This window comes from Nonomuraea glycinis, assembly GCF_035920485.1.
Classification (GTDB): Bacteria; Actinomycetota; Actinomycetes; order Streptosporangiales; family Streptosporangiaceae; genus Nonomuraea; species Nonomuraea glycinis.
The window spans coordinates 1,812,674-1,837,940 of sequence record NZ_CP109166.1 but is presented as its reverse complement, the minus strand read 5'-3'; the positions used below and the strand labels follow the sequence as shown (position 1 = coordinate 1,837,940).

At 71.3% G+C, this 25,267-nt stretch carries 21 protein-coding genes; 12 read left to right on the top strand and 9 right to left on the bottom strand.

What is annotated here, in order from left to right; all coding sequences use genetic code 11:
- Nucleotides 1–90 precede the first annotated feature (90 nt).
- From OHA68_RS08485 to OHA68_RS08475, 3 genes are all read right to left on the bottom strand, one after another.
- Nucleotides 91–1,743: a DNA repair helicase XPB gene (locus tag OHA68_RS08485; protein WP_189144162.1), complete on the bottom strand. Its 1,653-nt coding sequence runs from the start codon at nucleotides 1,741–1,743 to the stop codon at nucleotides 91–93.
- Nucleotides 1,744–1,814: 71 nt separating this feature from the next.
- Nucleotides 1,815–2,165 carry a hypothetical protein gene (locus OHA68_RS08480; RefSeq protein ID WP_327107123.1) on the bottom strand — a complete coding sequence of 117 codons (351 nt, stop codon included), beginning with the start codon at nucleotides 2,163–2,165 and terminating at the stop codon, nucleotides 1,815–1,817.
- Between the two features lie 62 nt (nucleotides 2,166–2,227).
- On the bottom strand, nucleotides 2,228–3,718 hold the full coding sequence (locus OHA68_RS08475) for a class I adenylate-forming enzyme family protein (protein WP_327107122.1): 1,491 nt from the start codon (nucleotides 3,716–3,718) through the stop codon (nucleotides 2,228–2,230).
- A gap of 372 nt (nucleotides 3,719–4,090) precedes the next feature.
- Here OHA68_RS08475 and OHA68_RS08470 point away from each other — a divergent pair, with 372 nt between their 5' ends.
- On the top strand, nucleotides 4,091–4,693 hold the full coding sequence (locus OHA68_RS08470; protein ID WP_327107121.1) for a hypothetical protein: 603 nt from the start codon (nucleotides 4,091–4,093) through the stop codon (nucleotides 4,691–4,693).
- On the opposite strand, the gene OHA68_RS08465 is transcribed toward OHA68_RS08470, so the two are convergent.
- Entirely contained in the window at nucleotides 4,682–7,012 is a 2,331-nt protein-coding gene (locus OHA68_RS08465) for a helicase-associated domain-containing protein (protein WP_327107120.1), read from the bottom strand. The two genes, OHA68_RS08470 and OHA68_RS08465, sit on opposite strands and share 12 nt — an antisense overlap.
- Nucleotides 7,013–7,057: 45 nt before the next feature.
- Between OHA68_RS08465 and OHA68_RS08460 the strand changes: the two genes are divergently transcribed.
- Nucleotides 7,058–7,927, top strand: coding sequence for a hypothetical protein (locus OHA68_RS08460; protein ID WP_327107119.1), 870 nt, complete (start codon nucleotides 7,058–7,060; stop codon nucleotides 7,925–7,927).
- Between the two features lie 4 nt (nucleotides 7,928–7,931).
- Here OHA68_RS08460 and OHA68_RS08455 read toward each other — a convergent pair whose 3' ends face one another.
- The gene (locus tag OHA68_RS08455; RefSeq protein ID WP_327107118.1) at nucleotides 7,932–8,579 is read right to left on the bottom strand and encodes a TetR/AcrR family transcriptional regulator; all 648 of its coding nucleotides are present in this window, start codon (nucleotides 8,577–8,579) and stop codon (nucleotides 7,932–7,934) included.
- 169 nt (nucleotides 8,580–8,748) lie between these two features.
- Here OHA68_RS08455 and OHA68_RS08450 point away from each other — a divergent pair, with 169 nt between their 5' ends.
- Nucleotides 8,749–9,369: an HAD family hydrolase gene (locus tag OHA68_RS08450; RefSeq protein ID WP_327107117.1), complete on the top strand. Its 621-nt coding sequence runs from the start codon at nucleotides 8,749–8,751 to the stop codon at nucleotides 9,367–9,369.
- 90 nt (nucleotides 9,370–9,459) lie between these two features.
- The gene (locus OHA68_RS08445; RefSeq protein ID WP_327107116.1) at nucleotides 9,460–9,855 is read left to right on the top strand and encodes a cold-shock protein; all 396 of its coding nucleotides are present in this window, start codon (nucleotides 9,460–9,462) and stop codon (nucleotides 9,853–9,855) included.
- Here OHA68_RS08445 and OHA68_RS08440 read toward each other — a convergent pair.
- Nucleotides 9,852–11,465 (bottom strand): MFS transporter, encoded by a 1,614-nt coding sequence (locus OHA68_RS08440; RefSeq protein WP_327107115.1) that lies wholly within the window; start codon nucleotides 11,463–11,465, stop codon nucleotides 9,852–9,854. The two genes, OHA68_RS08445 and OHA68_RS08440, sit on opposite strands and share 4 nt — an antisense overlap.
- A gap of 302 nt (nucleotides 11,466–11,767) precedes the next feature.
- Here OHA68_RS08440 and OHA68_RS08435 point away from each other — a divergent pair, with 302 nt between their 5' ends.
- Together OHA68_RS08435 and OHA68_RS08430 are read left to right on the top strand one after the other, a co-directional pair.
- Nucleotides 11,768–12,568, top strand: coding sequence for a DUF3027 domain-containing protein (locus OHA68_RS08435; RefSeq protein WP_327107114.1), 801 nt, complete (start codon nucleotides 11,768–11,770; stop codon nucleotides 12,566–12,568).
- 79 nt (nucleotides 12,569–12,647) lie between these two features.
- Nucleotides 12,648–15,704, top strand: a complete 3,057-nt coding sequence (locus OHA68_RS08430; RefSeq protein WP_327107113.1) for a sacsin N-terminal ATP-binding-like domain-containing protein — start codon at nucleotides 12,648–12,650, stop codon at nucleotides 15,702–15,704.
- A 198-nt stretch (nucleotides 15,705–15,902) separates the two neighbouring features.
- Here the strand turns inward: OHA68_RS08430 and OHA68_RS08425 are convergent, their stop codons facing one another.
- Nucleotides 15,903–17,384: an alpha/beta hydrolase gene (locus OHA68_RS08425; RefSeq protein ID WP_327107112.1), complete on the bottom strand. Its 1,482-nt coding sequence runs from the start codon at nucleotides 17,382–17,384 to the stop codon at nucleotides 15,903–15,905.
- A 115-nt stretch (nucleotides 17,385–17,499) separates the two neighbouring features.
- Entirely contained in the window at nucleotides 17,500–17,712 is a 213-nt protein-coding gene (locus tag OHA68_RS08420) for a DUF2530 domain-containing protein (protein WP_189144173.1), read from the bottom strand.
- A gap of 49 nt (nucleotides 17,713–17,761) precedes the next feature.
- Between OHA68_RS08420 and OHA68_RS08415 the strand changes: the two genes are divergently transcribed.
- From OHA68_RS08415 to thpR, 4 genes are all read left to right on the top strand, one after another.
- Complete coding sequence (locus OHA68_RS08415; RefSeq protein ID WP_327107111.1) at nucleotides 17,762–19,237, top strand: NCS2 family permease; 1,476 nt, start codon at nucleotides 17,762–17,764, stop codon at nucleotides 19,235–19,237.
- A 115-nt stretch (nucleotides 19,238–19,352) separates the two neighbouring features.
- Nucleotides 19,353–19,805, top strand: a complete 453-nt coding sequence (locus OHA68_RS08410) for a MarR family winged helix-turn-helix transcriptional regulator (RefSeq protein WP_189144175.1) — start codon at nucleotides 19,353–19,355, stop codon at nucleotides 19,803–19,805.
- Between the two features lie 32 nt (nucleotides 19,806–19,837).
- Nucleotides 19,838–21,061 (top strand): MFS transporter, encoded by a 1,224-nt coding sequence (locus OHA68_RS08405; protein WP_327107110.1) that lies wholly within the window; start codon nucleotides 19,838–19,840, stop codon nucleotides 21,059–21,061.
- Nucleotides 21,062–21,087: 26 nt separating this feature from the next.
- On the top strand, nucleotides 21,088–21,645 hold the full coding sequence (gene thpR / locus OHA68_RS08400; protein WP_327107109.1) for an RNA 2',3'-cyclic phosphodiesterase: 558 nt from the start codon (nucleotides 21,088–21,090) through the stop codon (nucleotides 21,643–21,645).
- 96 nt (nucleotides 21,646–21,741) lie between these two features.
- On the opposite strand, the gene OHA68_RS08395 is transcribed toward thpR, so the two are convergent.
- Nucleotides 21,742–22,710, bottom strand: coding sequence for an aldo/keto reductase (locus OHA68_RS08395; RefSeq protein ID WP_327107108.1), 969 nt, complete (start codon nucleotides 22,708–22,710; stop codon nucleotides 21,742–21,744).
- Nucleotides 22,711–22,767: 57 nt separating this feature from the next.
- Between OHA68_RS08395 and OHA68_RS08390 the strand changes: the two genes are divergently transcribed.
- Both OHA68_RS08390 and OHA68_RS08385 read left to right on the top strand, forming a co-directional pair.
- Nucleotides 22,768–24,048, top strand: coding sequence for an MATE family efflux transporter (locus OHA68_RS08390; RefSeq protein WP_327107107.1), 1,281 nt, complete (start codon nucleotides 22,768–22,770; stop codon nucleotides 24,046–24,048).
- A 90-nt stretch (nucleotides 24,049–24,138) separates the two neighbouring features.
- On the top strand, nucleotides 24,139–25,089 hold the full coding sequence (locus OHA68_RS08385) for a hypothetical protein (protein ID WP_327107106.1): 951 nt from the start codon (nucleotides 24,139–24,141) through the stop codon (nucleotides 25,087–25,089).
- Nucleotides 25,090–25,267: the final 178 nt, after the last annotated feature.

The following is a 25,267-nucleotide window of genomic DNA, read 5'->3' as shown; positions in this document are numbered from 1 at the left end:
TGAGGGGGGTGGTTCGATTGTCGACGGCCCGCGGAGTCTCGTGGACATAGGGCGTTAGCGCCTGGCCGCTCCTTGACGAGCGGCCGGGCGTCACACCTCGTCGTGTACGTCGTCCGCGTCGATGATCTGGTAGGCGTAGCCCTGCTCGGCCAGGAACCGCTGGCGATGCGCCGCGAACTCCTGGTCGACCGTGTCCCTGCTCACCACCGTGTAGAAGCGCGCCCCGCCGCCGTCGGCCTTGGGCCGCAGCACCCGGCCGAGCCGCTGCGCCTCCTCCTGGCGGGAGCCGAACGTCCCCGACACCTGGATGGCGACGGCCGCCTCGGGCAGGTCGATGGAGAAGTTGGCCACCTTCGACACCACCAGCACCTGGATCTCCTTGTCGCGGAAGGCCTGGTAGAGGCGCTCCCGCTCCTTGATCCTGGTCTCGCCCTTGATGACCGGCGCGTTCAGCTGCTCGCCCAGCTCGTCGAGCTGGTCGATGTACTGGCCGATGACCAGCACCTGCTCGCCCAGGTGGCGGCGGACCAGCGCCTTGGTCACCTGCGTCTTGGACGGCGTGGAGGCGCAGAAGCGGTAGCGCTCCTCCGCCTCGGCCATCGCGTACGCCAGCCGCTCCTCGTCGGTCAGCGTGACGCGGACCTCGACACAGTCGGCCGGGGCGATCCAGCCCTGGTGCTCCATCTCCTTCCAGGGCGCGTCGTAACGCTTGGGACCGATCAGGGAGAACACGTCACCCTCGCGGCCGTCCTCGCGCACCAGCGTCGCCGTCAGCCCGACCCGCCTGCGGGCCTGCAGGTCGGCGGTCATCCGGAAGATCGGCGCGGGCAGCAGGTGCACCTCGTCGTAGACGATCAGACCCCAGTCGCGCGCGTCGAAGAGCTCCAGGTGGCTGTAGACGCCCTTACGCCTGGTGGTCATCACCTGGTAGGTGGCGATGGTGACCGGGCGGATCTCCTTCTTGGAGCCGGAGTATTCGCCGATCTCGTCCTCGGTCAGCGAGGTGCGCTTGAGCAGCTCCTGCCGCCACTGGTGGGCCGAGACCGTGTTGGTGACCATGATGAGCGTGGTCGCCTGGGCGTGCGCCATCGCGGCCGCGCCGACGATCGTCTTGCCGGCGCCGCACGGCAGCACCACCACGCCGGAGCCGCCGTCCCAGAACGCGTCGGCCGCCGCCTGCTGGTAGGGGCGCAGCGTCCAGCCGTCCTGCATCAGGTCGATCTTGTGATGCTCGCCGTCGACGTATCCGGCCAGGTCCTCGGCGGGCCAGCCGAGCTTGAGCAGCGCCTGCTTGACGTTGCCCCGGTCGCTCGGATGCACGGCGACCGAGTCGGGGCCCAGGCGCTCGCCCAGCATCGGCTGGATCTTCTTCGAGCGCAGCACCTCTTCGAGCACGGCCCGGTCGGTGGAGGTCAGCATCAGGCCGTGGACGGGGTCCTTCTCCAGCTTGAGCCGGCCGTAGCGGGCCATGGTCTCGGCGATGTCGACGAGCAGCGCGTGCGGCACCGGGTAGCGGCTGTGGCCGATCAGCGCGTCGATGACCTGCTCGGCGTCGTGCCCGGCGGCACGCGCGTTCCACAGCGCCAGCGGCGTGACGCGGTAGGTGTGCACGTGCTCGGGCGCGCGCTCGAGCTCGGCGAACGGCGCGATCGCCTTACGACACTCGGCGGCCTTGTCGTGATCGACCTCGAGCAGCAGCGTCTTGTCTGATTGGACGATGAGCGGGCCGTCGTTCACAGACATCCCTTCTACGGTTGACGCCTATCCAACACGCGCGGCGGCCGAATCAGTCCCGAACCCGGGAAACCGCCCGGCTAGTCGTCGAGATAGCCGTTGACGCCGAGGAAGAGGAAGGTGGCGATGGTCAGCAGGAAACCCAGCCCGAGCAGGACCCAGCTCCAGATCACCATGGTGCGGGCGGTGTCGGGATCGGTGGACGTCCGCAGGGACAGCCCCGCGAGGATCGCGCCGGGGATGGCGAGCAGGTTGCAGCAGCTGACGATGGTGACGAGGTTGACCACGAGCGAGACGATCGCGTTGGCGTTCGGCCCGCTGTGGCGCGGTGGCGGGGGATAGCCGTAGCCGTACTGCGGAGGGGGCTGCTGGCCGTACGGCGCACCGTAGGGCTGGTAAGGGTATTCGCCGAGGGGCTCTTCGTGGCTCATGTCACCTCCTTGTGAGGTCAACATTTATCACGGATCAGCCACACGCCTGACCCGGTCATGCCTCACCGCACTGGATCGTGGAGCCGGGCGCGCAGGGCCTTGCGGTCGAGCTTGAGCGCGCTCGTGACCGGGATCGAGTCGACGAACGTCACCTCGCGCGGATACTTCACCCGGCCGGCCCGGTCCCTGGCCCAGGTCATCAGCTCCTCGGCGGTGACCGTGCCGCCGGCCCTGAGCTGGACGAAGGCCACGACCTCCTCGCCCAGGCGCGGGTCGGGGCGGCCCACCACGCACGACATCACCACGTCCGGGTGCTCGTTCAGCGCGTCCTCCACATCGCGCGGGAACACGTTGAACCCGCCCCGGATGATCAGATCCTTCTTCCTGTCCACGACGTGGAGGTAGCCGTCGTCGTCCAGGCAGCCGATGTCGCCGGTGCGCAGCTCGCCGTCCTCCAGCGCGGTGCCGCCGGGCTCGGGCGCGTGCTCGCCCCAGTAGCCGAGCATCAGCGCCGCGCCGGAGACGCAGATCTCGCCCACGTCGCCGGTCTCCATGACCTCGCCCCACGGGTCGCGGATGGTGATCGTGTAGCCGGGGAGCGGCAGGCCCACGCTGCCGGGCTTGCGCCTGCCCGACGGGTTGAACGTGGTCACCGCGCTGGTCTCGGTCAGGCCGTAGCCCTCCAGGATCTGCACGCCGGGCATCCGGCGCTCGAACTCCGCCAGCACGTCCCGGCCGAGCGGGGCCGCGCCGCAGGTGAGGAAGGCCAGGTCGGGCAGCGGGTGCGACTCCAGCGGCTCGGCCAGCAGCATCTGCAGCATGGACGGGACCACGGCGCCGTAGCGCACGCGCTGCTCGGCCGCGAGGCGGAGGAACGCCGCGGGGTCGAACCAGCGCATCAGCACGGCCTGCGGCGGCTCGGTGGCGTGCATGCCGGCGACCGTGACGATCAGCCCGTAGGCATGGGAGAGAGGCACCGGCACGATCGCACGATTGATCCCCTCCTGGTGGGATATTTCGTAGGAAGCCTTGGCCACCTGCCAGAGGCCCGCGTGGCTGAGCATGACGCCCTTGGCCCTGCCGGTCGTGCCGCCCGTGTACATCAGCGCGGCTAGGTCGCCCGGGTCCCTCGGCACCGGACCGTGCTCGTCGGCCCGTTCGAGCTCGGCCGTGTCGACGTACACCGGCACGTCCACCCCGGTCGCCTCCACCGTGGCCACCAGCTCCGGCGAGGTGACGACGGCCACCGCGCCGCTGTCGAGCAGGATGTGCCGCAGCTCCTCGGCGCTGACCAGGAACACCACCGGCGTCACCACCGCGCCCGCCGCCCACAGTGCCTGATAGATGACCTGCACCTCGGGCGAGGTGGCCATCATCAGCACGACCCGGTCACCCGGCCGGATCCCGGCCTCGACGAATCCGCCACAGGCCCGGCGGGCCCGCACGGCCAGCGTGTGGCTGCGGTGCCAGACCCCCTCGTAGAACACCGAGTCGAAGTCCTCGAACCTGGTCCACGATTCCTCGGCCAGCCGGCCCAGTGTCTGCTCGGTCACATGCCCTAACTTGATGCGGTTCGCGGGGCGGAGTCAAGCTCCGGCGGCGCGCAAGTCGCGGAGCCTGACTAGTCATTGTGGAGGGTGCGCCACTTCCCGTTATTTAGGCATAAATCCGCCCTGCGGTGATTCCTGTTTCTCGTACGGGCCGATCCAGTATTGAGGTGATGGGAAACCTGGGCCAGGCAGGACACGTACCAGCAAATGGAGGAAAGATCATCATGACTCCCTGTATCCCGAAATATCGGCATACTGCGAGGTCAGAGCAGCCGGGAAGCAATAGCCAAGAATCTTTACCAATAATGAAAGAGCCCGTTGGCCCACGATTACGAGTGAAAACAATCTTCAGGCCGTCGACTCACGGTGCGCCCTGTGAACCTCGCGACTGAGCCGCCCCTCGAGTTCCCGCCGGCCGTCCTTGAGGACATCAGTCCGTACGACGTCGCCCGCCACCTGCGCACCTACCTGGAGCCGCCCGGCTTCCCCGAGGCGGTGCGCAGGCTCGCCGACGGCCACCTCCTGGTCCTGTCGGGCGCCGAGGCGACGGGCAAGCGGCTGGGGGCCATCGCCCTGCTGTCCCGGATGTCGCTGGCCGAGGGCAGCGTCGCGGTGCTCTCCCCGGTGGTGACGGTGGTCGAGCTGGCCGCGCGGATGGAGTTCGAGCCCGGCCGCGCCTACCTGCTGCCCGACTGGGCCGGTGGCGCCGACGAGCGGCACGACCTGCTCAAGCTGGCCGACGAGCTCGTCGAGGTCGGCTGCTTCCTCGTCCTGACCAGGAACGGCGCGCCCGCGCCGACGGTCGAGGTCGAACAGCCCTGGGAGCCGCCCGCCGCCGCCGAACTGTTCGAGCTGTGCGTCGCCGGATCCGGGGGCAGAGCGGACAGCCCCGAGCTGGCCGCGGCCAGAGTCCGCGCGGCCGGCCTGACCTCGCCGGCCGCGGTCGTGGACCTGGCCCGCCAGGTGTCAGATGTCTGAGACGCCGGTGATCCGGTGCAGCGCGAAACGGTGGACGGCGGCCCTGGTCTCGTCGTACGCGGTGAGGTAGCCGCCCTCCATCCTGGCCGGTTCCAGGATGCGGGAGGTGGCGTTGCCCTGCGAGTCGCGGTAGCCGATCCATACCCGCGCGCCCTGCCTGATCGCCTCTTGCAGGACCGAGACCGTGGCGGTGGAGGGGCTGTGCGGAATGTGGCCGCTGGGGGCGTCGACGGGCTCGCGCCGGGCCAGGTGCGCGGCGTCACCGGCCCGCAGCGCGCGGACGGCGGCCGTGGCCACCTCCGGGTCGAGGCCGTTGGGTGAGGTCACCGGCCGCGCCGGGGCCGGCCCCTCGGTCCGCCTGCTCTCCAGCTGGGAGATGATCACGTCGCCGTCCAGTGACTCGGGGACGGGGGCGTACCCCATGGCGCGCAGCGAGTCGACCAGCGCGGCCCGTGACGAGCGCGAGGCGATGACCGTGGGCGCCAGCCTGCGCAGGCGCAGCGCGGCCGAGCGGCGGTCGGCGCTGATCTGGTCGAGCAGCGCCGGGTCGTCGCAGCGGATGTAGGCGGACGCGGTGCCGACCCGCATCCGGCCGTGCCGGCGGCCCACGTCGGAGATCAGGTAGGACAGCGCCTGGGGGACGGGCGTGGCGGAGTGGCGCTCCAGCATGGCCAGCAGCTCCTCGACCCCCTGCCCGGCGTCGAGGGCGCGTCGTACGGAGCTCTCGGCGAACCGGTAGACCGTCGCGCCGCCCTTGGACTCCACGTCGGCGGCGAGCGTCATCCAGCGGTTCAGCTCGCTGGTCAGCGGCCCCGGCGCGACCGCCGTCAGGTCGGCCTGCAGCAGCACGTGATCGACCGGCTCGGGCAGCAGCGGGTCCAGCACCGAGGCGGCGCCGTCGCCCGCGAGCAGGGCGCGCCCGTGGCCGGACAGCGTGCCGAGCCCGGTCAGGCCGAGCTGCTCGGCCTCGCGCAGCGCGAACTCGGTGAGCTGCTCACGCAGCGGGCCGCGGCGGCGCGGCTGCTCCCAGGCGAGCCGGCGCAGGACGCTGTCCCGCGACGGCGCGAGCCCCGGCGCGGCGTCCAGCACGCCGAGGGTGGCGGCGCGCACCGCCGGCGCGGAGGAGCGGCGCAGGTCGGGGTGGAGCGCGTTGAGCGGGCGGTCACGGTCGTCGCGCTCGCCGACCAGGCCGGGCACCCGGTCCATCTGCAGCCAGGTGGCGGCCAGCACCACCCACCGGTCGGCGGTGCCTCTGATCCGCCACAGGTCGTAGCCGCTGGTCGGCAGCCACTCGCCGTCGACGCTGCCGCCGGCCGAGGTCAGCCCGGCCGCGTGCGCGACCTCCACGACCAGCGCGGTGGCCCACTCGGGCAGGTCGAGCTCGCTCGCCGTACGTTTCATGTCGCGGACGCCCAGCCCGCCGGTGCGCAGCACGCCGGGCGGATCGATGCTCCACCGCTCGCACAGCTCCTCCACCGCCCGGACGAACATGAACGCCTGCCCGGCGGCGGTCCGGTCGGCCATGGCCTGGTCGCGGGCGGTGCCCTCCAGCGCGGGCGGCACGGCGAGCAGGTCCCGGTGCACCCGCCCGCCCCGCAGATGCAGGCCGACCTCGCGGGGCAGCGTCACGCTCTCCTCGCCCGTCGCCGCCAGCAGGCCGCGGGCCAGCAGCTGCTCGATGGGCGAGCGGGCGGAGGCCAGCCGCACCTCGCGGCGGGCGTTGGGCACCCGGCCGGTCGGCGGCCCCCAGGCGAGCTGTTCGAGCGCGTGCCGCGCCTCGGGCGAGACCTGGTCGATGAGCGCCGCCGGGTCGGCCAGCGCGGCGGCCAGGCGCTCCCTGCCGGACCCGGTCGTACCGGGCGCGATCTCGTCGGCCATCTCCGTCAACTGCTCCGGCGGGTGGTGCCGGAACGCCATCTCGGCGATCGGCCCCAGCCCCGCCGGGTCCTCCAGCACCTTGCGCACGCCCGGGGCCAGGTCGATCGCGCTGTCGGGGCCGTAGACGAGGGCCAGGTCGCGCAGCCGCGCCAGCGCCGCGCCCAGCGCGGGCTCGGGCTTGCCCGCCGCCAGCGCGCCGCCGACCAGCTCGCGCAGCGCCGTCTTCCTGATCGGCCCCTCGTGTACGGCCAGCGTCTCGACGACCGCCAGGGTGAAGCGGTCCAGCCGGTCGAGCACCCGCGCGATCGCCGAGGGGCTGCCCGCCCGCGCCGCCAGCCCCTCCAAGTGGGCCGGCACCGGACTGATCAGCTCGGGACGCGCTGAGACGAGCGTCCGCAGCTCCTCGTCGGTACGCCCCCTGATCCACTCCGTGAACTCCATCGATGCCATGGTATGTCCCTGCTCATTGGGGCAGCATTGCTAGGCGTGACAGAGCGAGTGGACCTGCTCATCCTCAACTACGTCAGCGCGGCGGCCGACGCGGCGCACGGGGTGCTCCGGGCCGACCAGCGGATCGACTTCACCAGGCGGCTGCGGGCCAGGATCGAGGAGGAGCGGCAGGGCAGCGAGGACGCCCGGCGGATGGCCAAGGTGCTCGACCACTTCGGCGACCCTGCCCTCCTGGTGGAGCGGGAGGTGCGCAGGCTGGCCGAGTCCGCCCCTGAGACCGTACGAACGGGGGTTTCGCCGGCCCTGCCCACCGTCGGGCCCGCGGCGCACCCCGATCCGGCGGCGGCGCGGTCCGGCGCGACGGCGGCCTTCCCCAGGATCAGGGACGACGAGAGCCTGCCGCCGGGCGTGGCGCGCGGGCCGGTCGGGCGGCGGCCGGCCGGGCCGGAGCGGGGTCTGCCGTTCGCCTGGCTGCGCAGGGCGGCCATGTTCACCGCGAACCCGCTGGCCACCGGCGGCCGGGACGCCAGGACCGTCGTCAAGGACCACCCGCGGGAGATCGCCGCCCTGGCGATCCTCGTGGTCGCCGCGCTGCTCGTGCCCTTCAACCTGCCCGCCGTGGCCATCTTCCGGGTGCCGGTGATGGTGTGGGCGCTCGGCGCGATCCTGGTCATGGCGAGCGACGCCTGGACGCTGCGTGAGCGGCTGATCGGGGTCTTCGCGCCCCTGCTCGGCTACACCGTGGGCGGCGTGGTCGTGGGCGGCCTGCGGGTGGGGGACCGGCCGGGGCTGCAGGCGTTCATGCTGGAGTTCTTCGACGCGAGCGGCGTGATGTTCATGATCGGGACGGGTGCGGGCGTCGCCTGGCTCGTCTTCCGGCTCCTCGACGGCGACGCCGGCCGTTGAGGCGTCAGGTGACGGGCGCGGGGCTGGGCAGCAGACCGACGGCCAGCCGCACCCACGCGCTGACGAACTGGTCCTTCTCCGTGTTGCCCGGCGTCAGGCCCACCGTCTCCTGGAACAGCCGGTAGTGCACGACCGCCCCGCCGAGCACGGCGCCGATGCTCGCCCAGTCGACCTCGGCGTCACGGTATTCGGGCTGGCTGCCGAACCAGGTCGTGATCGCGTCGAACATGGGCTGCAGCAGCCCTTCACGCACCACCGCCACCAGCTCGGGAAACTGGCTGAGGTCGCGGAAGAAGACCCGGGTCAGCTCCGACTCCTCGCGGACCTTGGCCAGGCCGGCCCGGCACAGGCGGGACAGCCGCACCTCCAGGTCCACCGAGGTCTCCATGCCGCTCAGCTCCGCCAGGCCGTCGGCGACCTGCGTGCGGGTCCTGGCCGCGTGCTCGTTGATCGCCGCGGACAGCACCTCGTACTTCGACTTGAAGTGCCGGTAGAGCCCGCCGGCGCCGGGGGAGAGCCCGGCGGCCGCCTCGATCTCGGCCACCGAGGTGGCGGCGTAACCCCGCTCGGCGAACAGCCGCAGCGCCTCGTCGATGATCCGGGCACGGGTGCTCGTGGTCACGGGCGGGCCCGCGCTTGGCGATCTGGTCATCTCTCCTGATACCTCCGGGTGAGGAGCGTAGTCGGCACGGCGCCGTGCGCCGAGGTCCTGTCCGCGATGGCCGCTTCCGTCCCGGTAAGTAATTCCTTTCTGTCTTTCCTACGGTCCCACAACCAGGGCCCGTTACGCGGATCGCCACCTTTTTTGGCATCCTTCACCTGTGGGGACTTCGGTGGGATTCGACCTGGACATGACATTGGCGGATACAAGGACGGGGATCGCGGCGGTTTACGATGCCCTCTCCTCTCGACTGGGCGTGCCCATCGACAGCCAGGCGATCGTCGCGCGGCTCGGGCCGCCGCTGGAGCACGAGCTGGCCAACTGGCTGCCCGCCGAGGCGATCCTGGACGCGGCCGAGCTCTACCGGGAGATCTACCCCGAGGTCGGCGTGCCGGCGCACACCGCGATGGCCGGAGCGCACGAGGCGATCGAGAGCGTACGGGCAGGTGGCGGCCGGGTCATCGTGGTGACCGGGAAGAACCTCCGGGACGCCAGGAGCACCGTGCGCCGGCTCGGACTGGACGTGGACGAGGTGGCCGGCTCGGTCTTCGGCGCGGCCAAGGGCTCGGCGCTCACCCGCTTCGGCGCGCGGGCGTACGTGGGCGATCACGTCGCGGACATCGAGGCGGCGCGGGCGGGCGGCGCTGTCAGCGTGACGGTGGCGACCGGTCCGTACACAGTGGGGCAGTTGCGCGATCATGGTGCAGATGTGGCACTGAGCGACCTGACGGAATTCGGCACCTGGTTCGCCGCTTGGCGCTCGCGCGAGGAAGTCCGCTAATTCACCGGCATTTACCCGGTCGCCCTGCCGCTCTGCGGGGCATAACCTACGTCCATCACCTAATCACGACTGTTTGAACGAGGTCCTCCTGTGCCGAGTGGCAAGGTCAAGTGGTACGACGCCGACAAGGGTTTCGGCTTCCTCACCCGTGACGACGGCGGTGAGGTCTTCGTGCATTCCTCCGCGCTCCCGGCCAGCGCCGGGCCACTGAAGCCCGGCCAGAAGGTCGAGTTCGGCGTCGCGGAGGGCAGGCGCGGCCAGCAGGCGCTCTCGGTGCGGATCCTCGAGCAGCCGCCGACGCTGGCGAAGGCGAAGCCGAAGGCCAAGCGTAAGAAGCCGGACGAGCTGGTGGTGATCGTCGAGGACCTGATCAAGCTGCTCGACGACGTCTCGACGTCCTACCAGCGGGGCAAGCACCCGGACGCCGCGCACGCCAAGAAGATCGCCCAGGTGCTCAGGGCAGTGGCCGACGACCTCGACGCCTAACCGAACGGGTTCGTCAGCGGCTTGGTGGTATCGAGCGGCTCGGCCTGCTGGCCTGAATACCGGTGGTCCACGGTCGGGTCGGCCTGCCGGTCCGCCTGCTGGTCGGCATACCGGTCGGTGGTGTCCTCCTGCTCGGCCTGCTCGTCCGCGTACCGGTCCGGCCGGGGGCCGGGATGCGGGCCGGAGGGCTGGGCCGCCGGGGGCGGGTCGGCGTGCTGGGCGCGGGCCCGGCGGTTGGCGGCGCGGATGCGGGTGCGCCTGGTCACGACCAGCCAGCCGAGCACGGCGGTCAGCGCCACGGCCAGCGTGACCAGCCCCGCCGTGCTGCTCTCGGTCAGCGACAGGACCAGCCCGATCAGCCCGCCGAACACCCAGGCGAGCTGCAGCATCGCCTCGACCACGCCGAACGTGGACGAGCGCACCTCCTCGCCGATCTCGCGCTGCACGATCGCGTCGAGCGCGAGCTTGCCCAGCTCCTGGGCGAACGCGGTGATCAGCGAGACCGCGACCGCGGCCCACAGGCCGAAGAAGATCGCGGCCAGCACTGTGGTCACCGCGGTCGTGCCCAGCGTGATCAGCACGATGGCGCCGGGCGCGTGGTTGCGCGTCCAGTTGGCGGCGAACGCGCCGATCAGGCCGCCGATCCCGGCCGCCGCCGCCAGCAGCGCGATCGTCTTCGGCGTGTCGAAGAACGGGTCGGGTACGGCCAGCCACGGCACGCCCTTGTCCTGCACCAGGAAGAGCAGGAAGAACAGCAGGAAGCCGGAGAACAGCCGGATGGCCACGTTGGCCCAGACCGCCTCGCCCACCGCCGGGCCCACGTTGAGCAGGGTCCGCCAGCGCGGCGCCCGGCCCTCCTCGGGCGTCTCCTCGTCGAGGTCGGGGGAGTCCACATGCCGCGGCAGCCGGACGGCGAACACGCCGGCGACCAGGAACACCACCATCGCCACCCGCAGCATCATGGTGCTGCCCAGCCAGAGCGTCAGCCCCGCGCCGATCGGCACCATCACCCCGGCGGTCACCAGCGAGAACAGTGCCACCCTGGCGTTGGCCGAGACGAGCGTGATGTCGGCGGGCAGCACGCTCGGCATGATCGCGGCCCGCGACACGTTGTAGGCCTTGGACAGCACCAGCACGCCCAGCGCCCCGGCGAACAGCGTCAGCAGGTCCTGCGGCCCCACGGCGGCGGCCATCGCGAAGCACAGCAGGCCACGGCCGAACAGCGTGCCGGCCATGACGTAGCGGCGGCCCGACCTGAACCGGTCGAGGATCGGCCCCACGAACGGCGCCAGCAACGCGAACGGCAGCATCGTGATGACCAGGTAGAGGGCGACGGGCCCGCGTGCCTCGCCGACCGGCACCCCGAAGAAGACGGTGCTGGCCAGCGCCACGGTGACCAGCGTGTCACCCGCGCTGTGCCCGGCGGTGAGCTCGATCAGGCGGCCGAGGCCGGTGCGGTCGGCGCCGTGGGCGTGGGTGAGGCGGCGGGTGGCCAGACCGACATTGCGCACGCCCCGGCCCGTGGCCCGCCCCGCGCGGGCGGTGCCGCCCGCGGTCGCCTTTCCGGCGCGTACGGTCGCGCGGCCCGCGCCGGCGACGCCGCGTCCCATGCGTCGCGAGATCTCTCTCGCTCGCTCCCAGCCTCCCTCCACGCCTACCAGTCTTACCCGATCGCCAGGCGATCTCAGCGCCGGATCCGCACTGGAGATCCCCATCCGTCCGTAAGGGACTCATCCGTTCTCCGGGTGAGCTCAGTGCCGGATGTGCACCGGAGATCCCCGTACGGCCGTGTCGAGTCCTGTCCGTTCTCCGGGCGATCTCAGCGTCGGATCTGCACGAGAGGCCCCGTCCGGTCCTGCCATGGGTGAGAATGAAGTGTGAGCGAACAGCACCTTTCGGCGGAGGCGGGCCGATGAGCCGTGCCAGGACCCGCGTCTCCGCGCTCGATCAGGCATGTGTCGACGCGGTGGATCTGGCGCGCGCCGCCGCAGGGGAGCTCGCGCGACCGGGCGAGCCGGGCGAGCACCTCGGCTACGAAGGCGAGGGCGACCGGATCGTCACCCACTACTTCGCCTGTCAAGACCGCGCCTACCGCGGCTGGCGCTGGGCGGTCACGGTCACCCGTGCCTCCCGGGCGAAGAAGGTCACGGTCAGCGAGGCTGTCCTGCTGCCCGGCCAGGGCGCGCTGCTGGCGCCCGAGTGGCTGCCGTGGAGCGAGCGGCTGCGGCCGGGCGACCTGGGGGTGGGCGATCTGCTGCCGACCCCGGAGGACGACGACCGGCTGGAGCCGGGGTTCAACGACACCGACGACGACACCGATCGTCAGATGATTTTCGAGTACGGCCTGGGCCGGGCACGTGTGCTCTCGGCCATCGGCAAGGACCGGACCGCCAGACGCTGGCATTCGGGCGAGCACGGGCCGCACACTCCGATCGCACACGCCGCGCCCGCGCAGTGCTCCACCTGCGGCTTCTACTGGCTGCTCGCGGGTGGGCTCCGGCAGATGTTCGGCGTCTGCACTAACGAGTACGCGCCGGACGACGGCCGGGTGGTCGCCGCCGACCACGGCTGCGGCGCGCACTCCGAGGCCGCCGTCATGCCGCCGTCCGTGGACCAGGCCCTGCCGATTCTCGATGAGCTGAGTTTCGACATGATGGAGGAGGAGGCCGGTTCGGTGGACGAAGCCGCCTCCGAGGAGCTCGGCCACTCCTGATCCTTTTCCTGTCAGGAAGTGTCGGCGAGGGCCGCTAACCTACGGTGTCTCGCCTACTTCATGTACAGGATCGTGATCGATGACCGACACCTTTGGCACCGACCGGATGCGGGCCGCCGTGCTCGCCTCCTGGACGGCCTCGCCCGCCAGATTCCGCGAGGACGCCAATGCCGAGGAGGACTTCGCGCTCGGCGGCTACCGCGACCGGCTGATCGTCGAGCTGGCGCAGAACGCCGCCGACGCGGCGCTGCGAGCGGGCGTGCCTGGGGTGCTCCGGCTGACGCTACGCGATGACGTGCTGATCGCGGCCAACACCGGCGCGCCGCTCGACGCCGTCGGCGTGGAGGGCCTGTCGACGCTGCGCGTGTCCGGCAAGCGTGACGAGGTGGGCGCGGCCGGCCGGTTCGGCGTCGGCTTCGCGGCGGTGGTCTCCGTCTGCGACGAGCCGGCCATCGGCTCCCGCGCCACGGGCGCGGTCCGCTGGTCGCGCGCGGGGACGACCGAGCTGGTCGCCGCCGTGCCGGGGCTCGCGGGCGAGCTGACCTCCCGTTCCGGCCACGTCCCGCTGCTGCGCCTGCCGTTCGCGGCCGACCCGCTCGACGTCCCCGACGGTTTCGACTCCGTCGTACGTCTCCCGCTGCGTGACCAGGCGTCGGCCGAGGCGGTGCGGCGGATGCTCACCGAGGCGGGCCCGGCGCTGCCGCTGGGCATGCCCGCCCTGACCGCGATCGAGATCGACCTCGGCGGCGAGATCCGCACGGTGTCGGCCGACGGCTGGCACGTGGTCTCCGCCTCCGGGGACTTCGCCCCCGACGAGGTGGCGGCGCTCTTCGCCGACCGCCCGACCGAGGAGCGCGCCCGGCCCTTCTGGTCGGTGCGCTGGGCCGTCCCGCTCACCGGCACAGGGGAGCCGGGGCCGCTGCCGGCCAACGTGCCGCCCGTGGTGCACGCGCCGACGCCCAGCGACGAGCCGCTCGCGCTGCCCGCGCTGCTCATCGCCTCCTTCCCGATGGCCACCGACCGCCGCCACGTGGCCAAGGGCCCGCTGACCGACTTCCTGGTCGAGCAGGCCGCCGACGCCTATGTCCGGCTCCTCAAGGAGCTGCCGCGCACGCCCAAGCTGCTCAACCTGGTCCCGGCCCTCATGGGCAAGGGCGAGCTCGACGCCCGGGTGCGCCGGGCCATCCTGCAGCGGCTCCCCGACGTCCCGCTGCTGCCCGCGCTGTCGGCTCCCGCCCCCGCCGTGCAGACGCCGTCGTTCGCCGACGCCGACGTCTACGAGCCCGACGCCGAGTGGCAGGTCGAGCACCCGGCCCAGGAGCCGGGGGCGGACGGCTGGGTCGTCGCCGGCCGGGAGGCCGCCGTGGTCGCGGGCTCGTCGGAGCTGCTGGCGGCCGTCGCCGACTTCGTTCCTGGCCTGCTGCCGGCCGGCTGGCCCGCCAGGGATCCCGCCATGGGCTCGCTCGGCGTGCGCCGGGTGGAGCTGGCCGAGGTGGTGGACCTGCTGTCGGGTGAGGCGGTGGAGGCGCGCGACCCGTCGTGGTGGCGCTCGCTCTACGACGTGCTGCCGGCCGACGACCCCGAGTCGCTGGGCGCCCTGCCGGTGCCGCTGGCCGACGGGCGGCTGGTGCGCGGCCCGCGCGGCACGCTCATCCTGGAGCCCGGCTCGGTCGCCTCGGGCGGCGGGGCCGAGCAGGTGGGGCTCGATCTCGCGCCGCTCGGGCTGCGCATCGTGCACCCGGACGCCGCCCATCCGACGCTGGTGCGGCTGGGCGCCGCCGAGGCCACCCCCAGGACCATCCTCGAAGACCCGCTCACCAGGGAGGCCGTCGCCCAGTCGATCGACAGCTCCGACCCCGAGCCGCTGGCCAAGGCGGTGCTGTCGCTGGTGCAGTCGGCGTCGCTGGCGCCCGGTGAGGCGCCGTGGCTGGCGGAGCTGGCGCTGCGCGGCACCGACGGCGAGCTCTATCCGGCGGGCGAGCTGATGCTGGCCGGCGGCGCGCTGGCGGGACTGCTGGAGCCCGACACGCACCTCGGGGTGGCCGCCGACGACCTGGTGGCCACCTACGGGCCGCGGGTGCTGGCCGCCGCCGGGGTGCTCGACGGCTTCGCCGTGGTGCACGACGCCGACGTGCTGCTCGACCAGGACGACTGCGACCACGACCTCGACGGCGAGGACGACTGGCTGGACCATCTGCACGACCTGCTGCCCGACCTCGAGGTGCCGCCGGTGGTGCCGGAGTTCGTGGCGGTGCGCGACCTGGAGCTCGTCGCCGACTGGGCGGCCGCGCTGGCGCTGCTGACCAGGCCGCCGCTGCGCGCCGCCCTGCATCCGCTGCGCGTCGAGGGCGTCGAGGTGCCCTCCTACACCGCCTGGTGGCTGGCCGGTCATGCCGTGCTCGGCGGGCGCAAGCCGCGCGAGCTGCGGCTGCCGGGAGCCGACCCGCTGCTGCAGGGCCTCTACGGTGACGCGCCGGCGGGGCTGGACGAGGCGGCGCTGGCGATGCTCGGCGTGCGCAGCACGCTGGCCGAGTTGCTGGAGTCGCACGGCGGCCCGGAGGAGTTGCTCGACCTGATGGCCGACGAGTCCATCGTGGTCGACCGGGCTCAGCTGCGCGCCCTGTGGATCGCGCTGGCGGGCGTCGAGCCGTCCCGGGTGGCGCCGCCGACCCGGGTCCGCTCGGTGCTCGGCGGCGACATCGTGGTGGCCGACGCCGATCAGGTCGTCGTGGTGGAGGCGCCCGACCTGCTGCAACTGGTCACCCACCATCCGCTGGTGCTGGCCCCGTACGACCTGGCCGAGTCGCTGTCGGAGCTGCTCGACCTGCCGCTCGCCGGCGAGATGACCTCCGGCGAGGTCACCTCGGCGGGCGAGACGCGGCAGGTGCCGCCCCAGGTGCGCTCGCTGCTCCCGACGGCCCCCGAGACCTACGTCGAGCACGACAAGCTGCTGGTGGACGGGGTGGCCTGCGCGTGGCGCTTCTTCGAGGGCGCCGTGCACTGCACCGGCCTGGACGGGCTGGCGCGTGGCCTGGCCTGGGCCACCGGCCAGTGGAACGACCGGCTGGCGGTCGCCGCCCTGCTGCGCGACCCCGACGCGGTGCCCCTCCTGCTGGCCGAGTCGGACTTGTCGTAACCCGGCCCAAGAGCCGGCCCATTCGTAAGGCCGTCCCAAGGGCGGGCCCAAGTCAGGATTTCGTCATAACGTCGGCCCAGGTCGGGATTTGTCGTAGTCCGGCCTGGGCTGGGGTCGCCCGGATGTTCGCTGCGTGGTTTGCCGCGGTCTCCGGGTGAGCCTGCCTGGCGGGTTCGGCCGGGCAGGCTCGGTGGGTGGTCAGGCGGCGGGGCAGGTGGTGTCGGCGGCGGGGAGTTTGTCGTTCAGCACGTAGGCGTCGACCGTGCGCATCACGCAGCTGCTGCCGCTGAGGTAGGCGCCGTGGCCCTCGCCCTCGTAGGTGACCAGGACGCCGGTCTTGAGCCGTTCGGTGAGGGAGACCGCCCACTGGTAGGGGGTGGCGGGGTCGCCCTTGCCACCGACGACCAGGATGGGCGCGGAGCCGGTGGCGTCGATCTTCTTGGCCTCGTCGGTGCCCTCGGCGGGCCAGTGGGCGCAGGCCCCGCCGGAGGAGCTGTCGGCGGCCAGGATCGGGAAGACCTTCCGCACCTTCTCGTTGATCGCGGCCGTCTCGGCCTCGGTGGGCCGCTCGGCGCTGTCCACGCAGTTGATCGCCTGCAGGCTGGCCATCATGGTGGAGTAGGTGCCGTCGGGCTTGCGGCCGGTGTAGGAGTCGGCCAGCGACAGCAGCGTGCTGCCGTCGCCCTTGATGGCGGCCGCGGCGCCCTGCTCCAGCATGGGCCAGGTGGCCTTGGCGTACAGCGGGGTGATGATGGCCAGTTGGCCCAGGCCGTAGGTGAGCTCGCGGTCGCCGACCTTGAGCGGCTTGTCCTTGAGTCCGTCCAGCAGCTTCTCGACGTTCCGCTCGATCTCGTCGCCGGTTTTGCCCAGGTCGCAGCCCTGGGCGACGCAGCTCTCGGCGAAGGCGTCGAAGGACTTGGCGAAGCCGGTCGCCTGGATCACCGCCCGCTCCTCGAAGGTGACGGTCGGGTCGTAGGCGCTGTCCAGGACGAAGCGGCCGACGTTCTGCGGGAACTTGGTGGCATAGACGGCGCCGAGGTGGGTGCCGTACGACAGGCCGAAGTAGTTGAGCTTCTCGTCGCCGACCGCGGCGCGGATGCGGTCGAGGTCCTGGGCGGCGTTGACGGTGCCGACGTGCGGCAGCACCTTGGCGGAGTCCTTCTCGCAGGCGGCGGCGAACTCCTTGGCGAGCCGGTCGCCGTCCGCGGCGACGGTCGACTCCAGCAGCTTGTCGATCTCGCCGCCGCAGGTGACGCCGGCGCTGCGCTCGACGCCGCGCGGATCGAAGCTGACCAGGTCGTAGCGGGTGCCCAGGCTGGCGAAGGCCCGGCCGGCCAGGGGCATCGTGTCGACGCCTGACGCGCCGGGGCCGCCGAAGTTGAAGACCAGGGAGCCGAGCCGGTCGCCGGTGGCCTTGATGCGGAGCAGTGCCAGGTCGATCGTGTCGCCGGAGGGCTTGGCGTAGTCGAGGGGGACGGCGACCTTGCCGCACTGGACGGCCGGGTCGGGCGCGACCGGCTTGCCGTCGGGGCCGGTGAGGCCCGTACAGGTGCTCCAGGCCACCGTGCCGGCGCTCTGGGCGGTCGGCGTGGTGGTGGGCTGGGCCGCGGGCTCGCCGGAGGTGCCGCACCCGGCGAGAGCCGTCACACCCACGAGGAATGTGAACAAGGTCTTCTTCATGGCATCTAGCATGATGGCAGGACAAATACCCATGTAGTGCGGCGTAACAGCTCTTTCGGGTGACTTCCTGAAGGGGTCCGGGGTGACAACGGCCAGGGCCCGGACGTGACAGATGTCAGCTACGGCGGGGCCGGCTCACGATCCACATGCCCAGCAAGCCGAACCCGACGCCCGTCAGGCAGGTCCAGATCCACCAGGTGTTCTCCGGGGCGGGGCGGAAGATCAGCAACGCGACCAGGGCGATCGCCCACAGGCCGGTGCCGATGCCGACGGCCGCCGTGTCGTTGGTCTCGATCGGCTCGGGGTCGGGGTGCCACTGCTGCGTCACGACATCCACCCTAGCTTCCAATCGGGTCTCGATCCGATTACCGGTCTTTGTGGCAAAACACCCTAACTGTCACTCTTCGCCCGTGAACGACACTCGTCATGCAATAGATCGTTTCTTCGCAATCTCCGCACGTGGCTCAACCGTATCCCGTGAGGTCCGGGGCGGGTTGGCCACCTTCTTCACCATGGCCTACATCGTGGTGCTGAACCCGATCATCATCGCCAACGGTAAGGACATTCAGGGCGAGGTCATCGGCGACGGCACCACGCCCAACGTGGCGCTGGTGGCCGCCGGGACCGCGTTCGTGGCCGGCGTGCTGACCATCCTCATGGGCGTCGTGGCCCGGGTGCCCTTCGCGCTGGCGGCCGGGCTGGGGCTGAACGCCTTCGTCACCTTCAACATCGCCCCGTTGATGACCTGGGAAGAGGCCATGGGCCTGATCTTCCTGGAGGGTGTCGTGATCGGCATCCTGGTCCTGACGGGGCTGCGGGTGGCGGTGTTCAAGGCCATCCCCAATCAGCTCAAGACCGCCATCAGCGTCGGCATCGGCCTGTTCATCGCGCTGATCGGCTTCGTGGACGCCGGATTCGTGCGCCGGGTGCCGGCCGGGCCGCCGCTGGAGATGGGCATCGCGGGCAGCCTGACGTCCTGGCCGATCTTCGTGTTCGTGGTCGGCCTGCTCCTCACCGCCGCGCTGGTCGCGCGCAAGGTCAAGGGCTCGATCCTCATCGGCATCGTCGTCACCACCGTCCTGGCGATCATCGTGGAAGCTTTCACGTCCTCCGGTCAGTTCTCCGCCGAGAACCCGGGCGGCTTCCAGCTCACCGTCCCCGCCTGGCCGACCGAGGTCTTCGGCTTCCACAACCCGCTCGTGCTTTTCACCGAGTTCGACCCGTTCGGCGCGTTCAGCTCGGTCTCCGTCCTGCTGGCGCTGCTGTTCGTGTTCACGCTGCTCATCACGGACTTCTTCGACACCATGGGCACGATCGTCGGCGTCGGCCGCCAGGCGGACCTGGTGCAGGAGGACGGGACGCTGCCGCGTACCAAGGAGATCCTGCTCATCGACTCGCTCGGGGCCGTCGCGGGCGGCGCCGGATCGGTCTCCTCCAACACCACCTACATCGAGTCGGCCGCCGGGGTCGGCGAGGGGGCCAGGACCGGCCTCGCGAGCGTGGTGACCGGCCTGCTGTTCCTGGTGGCGATCTTCTTCACGCCGCTGGTCAGCGTCGTGCCGTACGAGGCCGCCGCGCCCGCACTGGTGATCGTCGGCTTCCTGATGATGACCGCGATCCGGGACATCGACTGGACCGACTACGAGATCGCCATCCCGGCGTTCCTCACCATCGCGCTCATGCCGTTCACGTACTCGATCTCCAACGGCATCGGCGCCGGCTTCATCTCGTACGTGCTCATCAAGGTCGTGCGGGGCAAGGCGAAGGAGATCCACCCGCTGATGTGGGGGGTGGCGCTGCTGTTCGTCGTGTACTTCGCGCTCGGGCCGATCAGGGTGCTGTTCGGGCTGTGAGACGGCTGGGGCGGCCCCGCGCGCTGGGGGCCGCCCCGGTGTATCAAGGAGTGAGACACTTCCTCCGTTAGGGAAATATCGCGATCTGCTATATAGTTAGCAAAGGTAATGACTCATGCTAACCACACCTCAGCCCAAGATGGACCTACGCACCGGCGCGGGCCTCGCTTCAGCGCTGCGCGTCTCATTGGCAAGACTGACCCGGCGACTCCGGCGGCAGGCGGCGGCGCACTCGCTGACGCCCACGCAGTTCGCGACACTCGCCGCGGTGGAGCGCCATTCCTCGATAACCCCCGGCGAGCTGGCCGGACTCGAGAAGGTGCAACCGCCCTCGATGACACGCGTGGTCGCCGCCCTAGAGGAACGTGGGCTGCTCCAGCGCGCCCCGCATCCGACCGACCGGCGCCAGGTGACCGTGAGCGTGACCGAGGCCGCCCGGCAGTTGCTGAAGGAGGAGCGCGCCCGCAAGGAGGCGTGGCTGACCCAGCGGCTGATGGAACTGACCCCCGAGGAGCGCTCGATTCTCAGGCAGGCGGCGCCGATTCTGGAGAAGCTCAGCAGAATCTAGAGCCTGAGGAGCCCGAAGAACCCAGGACCGGGATGTTCCGGTCACTCAGGGTTCGCAACTATCGCATGTTCGCGGCCGGTGGCGCCGTCTCCAACATCGGCACCTGGCTGCAGCGCACCGCCCAGGACTGGCTGGTGCTGGAGCTGACCAACGGCAGCGCCGCGGCGCTCGGCACGGCGACCGCACTGCAGTTCCTCCCGATGCTGCTGTTCGGCATGTTCGGCGGCGTGCTGGCCGATCGCTACCCCAAGCGGCCGATCCTCATCACCGCGCAGTCGCTGATGGCCGCCCTCGCGCTCAGCATCGGTGTGCTGACCATGACGGGTGCCGCCCAGGTGTGGCACGTCTACGTGATGGCGTTCACGCTCGGCCTGATCTCCTGTGTGGAGGTGCCGACCCGGCAGGCGTTCGTGGTCGAGATGGTCGGCCGGCGGGACCTGTCCAACGCCATCGCGCTCAACAGCTCGATCTTCAACCTGGCCCGCGTGGTGGGACCGGCGCTCGCCGGACTGCTCATCTACGTGCTCGGCGGAACCGGCCCGATCTTCCTGGTCAACGCGCTCACCTTCGCCGCCGTCATCTCCAGCCTGGTCTTCATGCGCAAGTCCGAGCTGACCCTGTCCGATCCGGTGCCACGCGCCAAGGGCCAGCTCCGCGAAGGGCTCAAGTACGTGCTCCGGCACGAAGAGCTGCTGATGCCGATTCTGCTGCTCGCGTTCGTGTCGATGTTCTCCCAGTCGTTCTCGATGTCGATCGCGCTGATGGCCCGCGAGGTCTTCAAGGCGGGGGCGTCCTCCTTCGGCCTGGCCTCCAGCATGTTCGCCGTCGGCGCACTCGCCGGGGCGCTGCTGGCCGCGCGCAGGGCGAGCATGTCGCGCAAGGTGCTGTTCGCCGGCGCGATCGGGTTCGGGCTGTTCCAGATCGCCTCCGGCTTCGCCCCCGTCTACCCGGTCTACCTGGGGATGCTGATCCCCACCGGCATCGCGTTGATCACCATCAACACGGCCGCGAACTCCATCGTCCAGCTCGCCACCTCCCCCGAGATGCGCGGCCGGGTCATGGGCATCTACATGCTGGTCTTCACCGGTGGCACGCCTCTCGGGGCGCCGCTGGTCGGCTGGATGTCCGAGCTCGGCGGCCCCAGGACGGGGGTCGTGCTCTCCGGCGCGCTCGTCCTCGTGGGCACCGCGCTCGCGGTCCTGGCGACCAAGCTGATCGTCGCGAGGGTCGCGCGCCGGGCGCCGGTCACCGCCTGACCTGTTTCGGTGCACAATCGGGTGACATGAGGCTCTTCGCGGCCGTGGTGCCGCCCGACGAGGTGCTCGACGAGCTCGAACACGCCATCGCGCCGCACGTCGGGCAGGTGCCGGGCCTGCGCTGGCCGGACCGCGCCACCTGGCACATCACGCTGGCCTTCTTCGGTGAGGTGCCCGAGCGGGTGCTGCCGGACCTGAGGGTCCGCCTGGCCCGCGCCGTCCACCGGCACACCGCCCCGACCCTGGCCTTCACCGGGTTCGGGGCCTTCTCGTCCGTGTCACGCGCCCGGGTGTTCTGGGCCGGGCTGTCCGGTGACCCGATGACGCGGCTGGCCGGCTCGGTCAGGGCGGGGGCTCGGCGGGCGGGGGCCGTACAGACTGATGAGAAGCGCTTTCACCCGCACCTCACGCTCGCCCGAGCGCGGGCGGAGACGGATCTCCGCCCGCTCGTCGCGTCGCTGTCCGAATTCACCGGCTCGACCTGGCGGGCGGAGAGCATCCGGCTCGTCAAGAGCGAGCAGGGTGCCCAGGTGAGGTACGAGTCACTCGACGAATGGGCGCTGGCATCGCCGGCACGAGACTAGGCTCGCCTTGTGGACCGTTCTCGCTCCTGGCTGCTGCCCTCCGTGCTCGGCCTCCTCTTCCTGATCGTGATCGTCGGCGCCCTGCTGGGCGGCTGACTACCAGGCGTAGTCCTCCGGCGCGGGGCGGTGCCCCGGGAAGATCTCGTCCAGCCGGGCCAGCGCCTGCTCGTCCAGCTTGATCTCCAGCGTTCGCATGGTGCCGTCGAGCTGCTCCATGGTGCGCGGGCCGATGATCGGGGCCGTGACCGCCGGCTGGGCCAGCAGCCAGGCCAGCCCCACGTGGGCCGGGTCCTCGCCCAGGTCGTCACAGAACTTCTCGTACTGCTCGATCTTGTCGCGGTGCTTCTCAAGCTCCGTGACCATGCGCTCGTTGGCCGAACGGCCCTTGTCGATCTTGCGCAGGATGCCGCCCAGCAGGCCGCCGGCCAGCGGGCTCCACGGGATCACGCCGAGGCCGTAGTCCTGGCAGGCGGGCAGCACCTCCAGCTCGACCGTCCTGGTGAGCAGGTTGTAGTGGCTCTGCTCACTGGTCAGGCCGAACGAGCCGCGCCTGGTGGCCGCCTCCTGCGCCTTGGCGATGTGCCAGCCGGCGAAGTTGGACGACCCCACGTACACGATCTTGCCCTGCTGGCGCAGGACGTCCATGGCCTCCCAGAACTCGTCGTACGGGGTGTCCCGGTCGACGTGGTGGGCCTGGTAGATGTCGATGTAGTCGGTCTGCAGGCGCTTGAGCGAGGCGTCGCAGGCCCGGCGGATGTTCAGCGCGGACAGCTTGGCGTCGTTGGGCCAGTCGCTCATCGCGCCGTTGAGCTTGGTCGCGAGGACGGTCTTCTCCCGGCGGCCGCCGCCCTTGGCGAACCACCGGCCGATGATGTTCTCGGTGATGCCCTCGCCGAGCTTCCACCCGTAGACGTTGGCGGTGTCGAAGAAGTTGATCCCCAGCTCAAGGGCCCGGTCCATGATGGCGTACGAGTCGTCATCCGAGGTGTACGGGCCGAAGTTCATGGTGCCGAGGCAGAGCGGGCTGACCCGGAGGCCGCTACGTCCGAGTTTCACGTAATCCATGCCTGCCAGCCTAAGTACCTGGAGTGGACTCCAGCCTAGAGGGGGGCCTTGGCCGTCATGACCGGTTTGCTCCGCGCGGCGATTCCGCTGCTGCTGTCCATGGTGACGGGGCTGGTCGGCTCGCTCGTCGTCACCGCCGTGCTCGGCCGGCACGCCACCGTCACGCTGGCCGCCTTCGCGGTGGTGACCGCCGTGCTGACGCCTGCCGCCACCGCCGTCGCGGGGGCGTTACGCGGCCTGGCGCCGTTCGTGGCGCCACACCGGGACGATCCGGACGCGGTGGTGCCGATTCTGCGGGACGCGCGCTGGCTCAGCCTCCTCGTCGGCGTGGCGGGCGGCCTGGCCGTGCTGGGCGTGCCGCTCCTGGCGGGCCTGGCCGGAGTGCCGGGCGAGGTGGTCGCCGAGATCGGCGCGCTGCCCTGGCTGCTAGCCCTCTACCTGCTGGTCTACGCCTCCGGAGGCGGCGCCACGTCGGTGCTCGTCGCGATCGGCCGCAGCCGTGGGGTGCTCTGGTCCAGCCTGGCCGGCACGGCGGTGATGATCGTGCTGGCCGTGGCCCTGGTGCCACGGCTCGGGCTCACCGGGGTGGGGGTGGCGTGGCTGCTGTCCGGCGTCGCGTCCGTGACCGTCGCGAACCTCAGCCTGCGTCGTGCCCTCGGCCGCCGGGTCGGCCAGGCCTGGCCGCGCGCCGGGGAGATCGTCCGCCTGGCGCGGGTGAGCGTGCCGCTCGCGGGGACGATCCTGATCAAGTTCGGCGGGCTGGGCGTCGTCACCTTCGCCGCCGGCCTGACCAGTCCCCGCGACACCGCCGCGCACGCCGTGCTGAGCACGCTCACCGGGTTCACCATGCTGGCCTCGCTGTCGGTGGCGCAGGCGTCGGTGCCGGAGGTCGCGCGGGCGCGCACCACGGCCGAGGCCCGGCGGGCCAACCGGACCGCCGCCCTGCTCGCCGTCACCGCGACCAGTCTCGCCGCGCTCGCGCTGCTCTTGCTCGGCGATCCGGTGATGGCGCTGTTCAGCGACGATCCAGGGGTACGTGAGCGCGTGCTCTCCTTGTTGCCCCTGATGGTGGCCGCATCCATGGCCGACGCCGCCCAGGCCGTGCAGGGCATCGGCCTCACCGCGCTCAAACGGTCCGGAGCCAGCCTGGGCTACTTCGCCGCCGGTTACGGCCTGTTGGTGTCGGCGGCCGTGCCTGTCGCCGTCACCTGGGGGATCGATGGGCTGTGGGTGGCTCTGGTGGTGGTCAACGTGCTGCTCGTCGGCCTGCAGGGGGTGGGGTTTCACCGGCACAGTGCCCGCGTGGGGGAGTCGGGCATGGGGGCGATTGGGGCATGATTGCGGCGTGGGGGAATCATGATTCGGGCGTGCGTTGTGGCGGGCGTGCTGCTCGCCGTCTGCACGGCACCGGCGTACGGTCTATCTGGCTTGTCGCCTGGTTTGGCGTCCGCCGATGATGAAAAGCTGTTCACGTTCAGGGACGCTCGGATCACCGAGTCCAGCGGGCTGGCCGTCTCGCCCAGCCACGACGGCGTCTACTACACCCACAACGACAGCGCGGCGCAGCCCGAGTTCTACGCCGTCGGCGAGGACGGGCGGACGAAGGCCACCTTCCGGCTGCGGGGGGCGGAGGCGCGCGACTGGGAGGCCATGGCCGCCTCGAAGGATCCAGCCACGGGGCGTGGTGTCCTGTGGTTCGCCGACATCGGCGACAACTTCGACGGCGCCTGGCCCGACATCTCCATCTACAAGGTCAACGAACCGCGCAACCTCACCGACGCCACCCTCCCCGCCATCCGCTACCGGTTCCGCTACGCCGACGGCGCCCGCAACGCCGAGGGCATCATGGTCCACCCGAAGACCGGCCGGCTGTACGTCGTGTCCAAGGAGTTCGCCGGCAGCGTCTACGCGGCACCCAAGAAGCTGCGCACCGGCAGGGCGAACGTCCTGCGCAAGGTCGCCGCCGCACCGCTGATGGCCACCGACGCCGCCTACGCGCCCGACGGCTCTTCGTACGTCGTCCGCACCTACTTCTCCGCCACCCTGTACCGGCCGTCGGGCGAGCAGATCAGCAAGGTCTCGATGCCCGACCTGCAGCAGGCGGAGTCCATCACCTACACCGCCGACGGGAAAGCGCTGCTGACCGGCTCGGAGGGGCCCAAGAGTCCCGTCTACCGGGTCCCGCTGCCGGCCGCCGCCCTGCCCGCCGAGACCCCGCGGGCTTCCGCGTCCCCGGACCGTCCCACGACCCAGGGCACCCGCGCCGCCGAACCGGCGGCCGAGCCGGTGGGGCTGACCGGGCGCGACATCCTCATCTGGCTGGCCGCCGCCGCGGCCGCCATCGGCGGCATCACCCTGCTGGCCCGCCGCACCCGGTGATCTCGGCCCGCTCAACCTGGGACGAGTTGAGGCCGAAGACGTCGCTTATCGCCGGTGAGATCGGGCCACGCCCTCGAAGGCCGCCAGTGGCTTGATCAGTGGGTTGAGAATCTCCGCGGCCTCCTGCGTGATGACGTCGGTGGACCTACCTATGTCGGTAGGGCCTGCCAAGATCGCG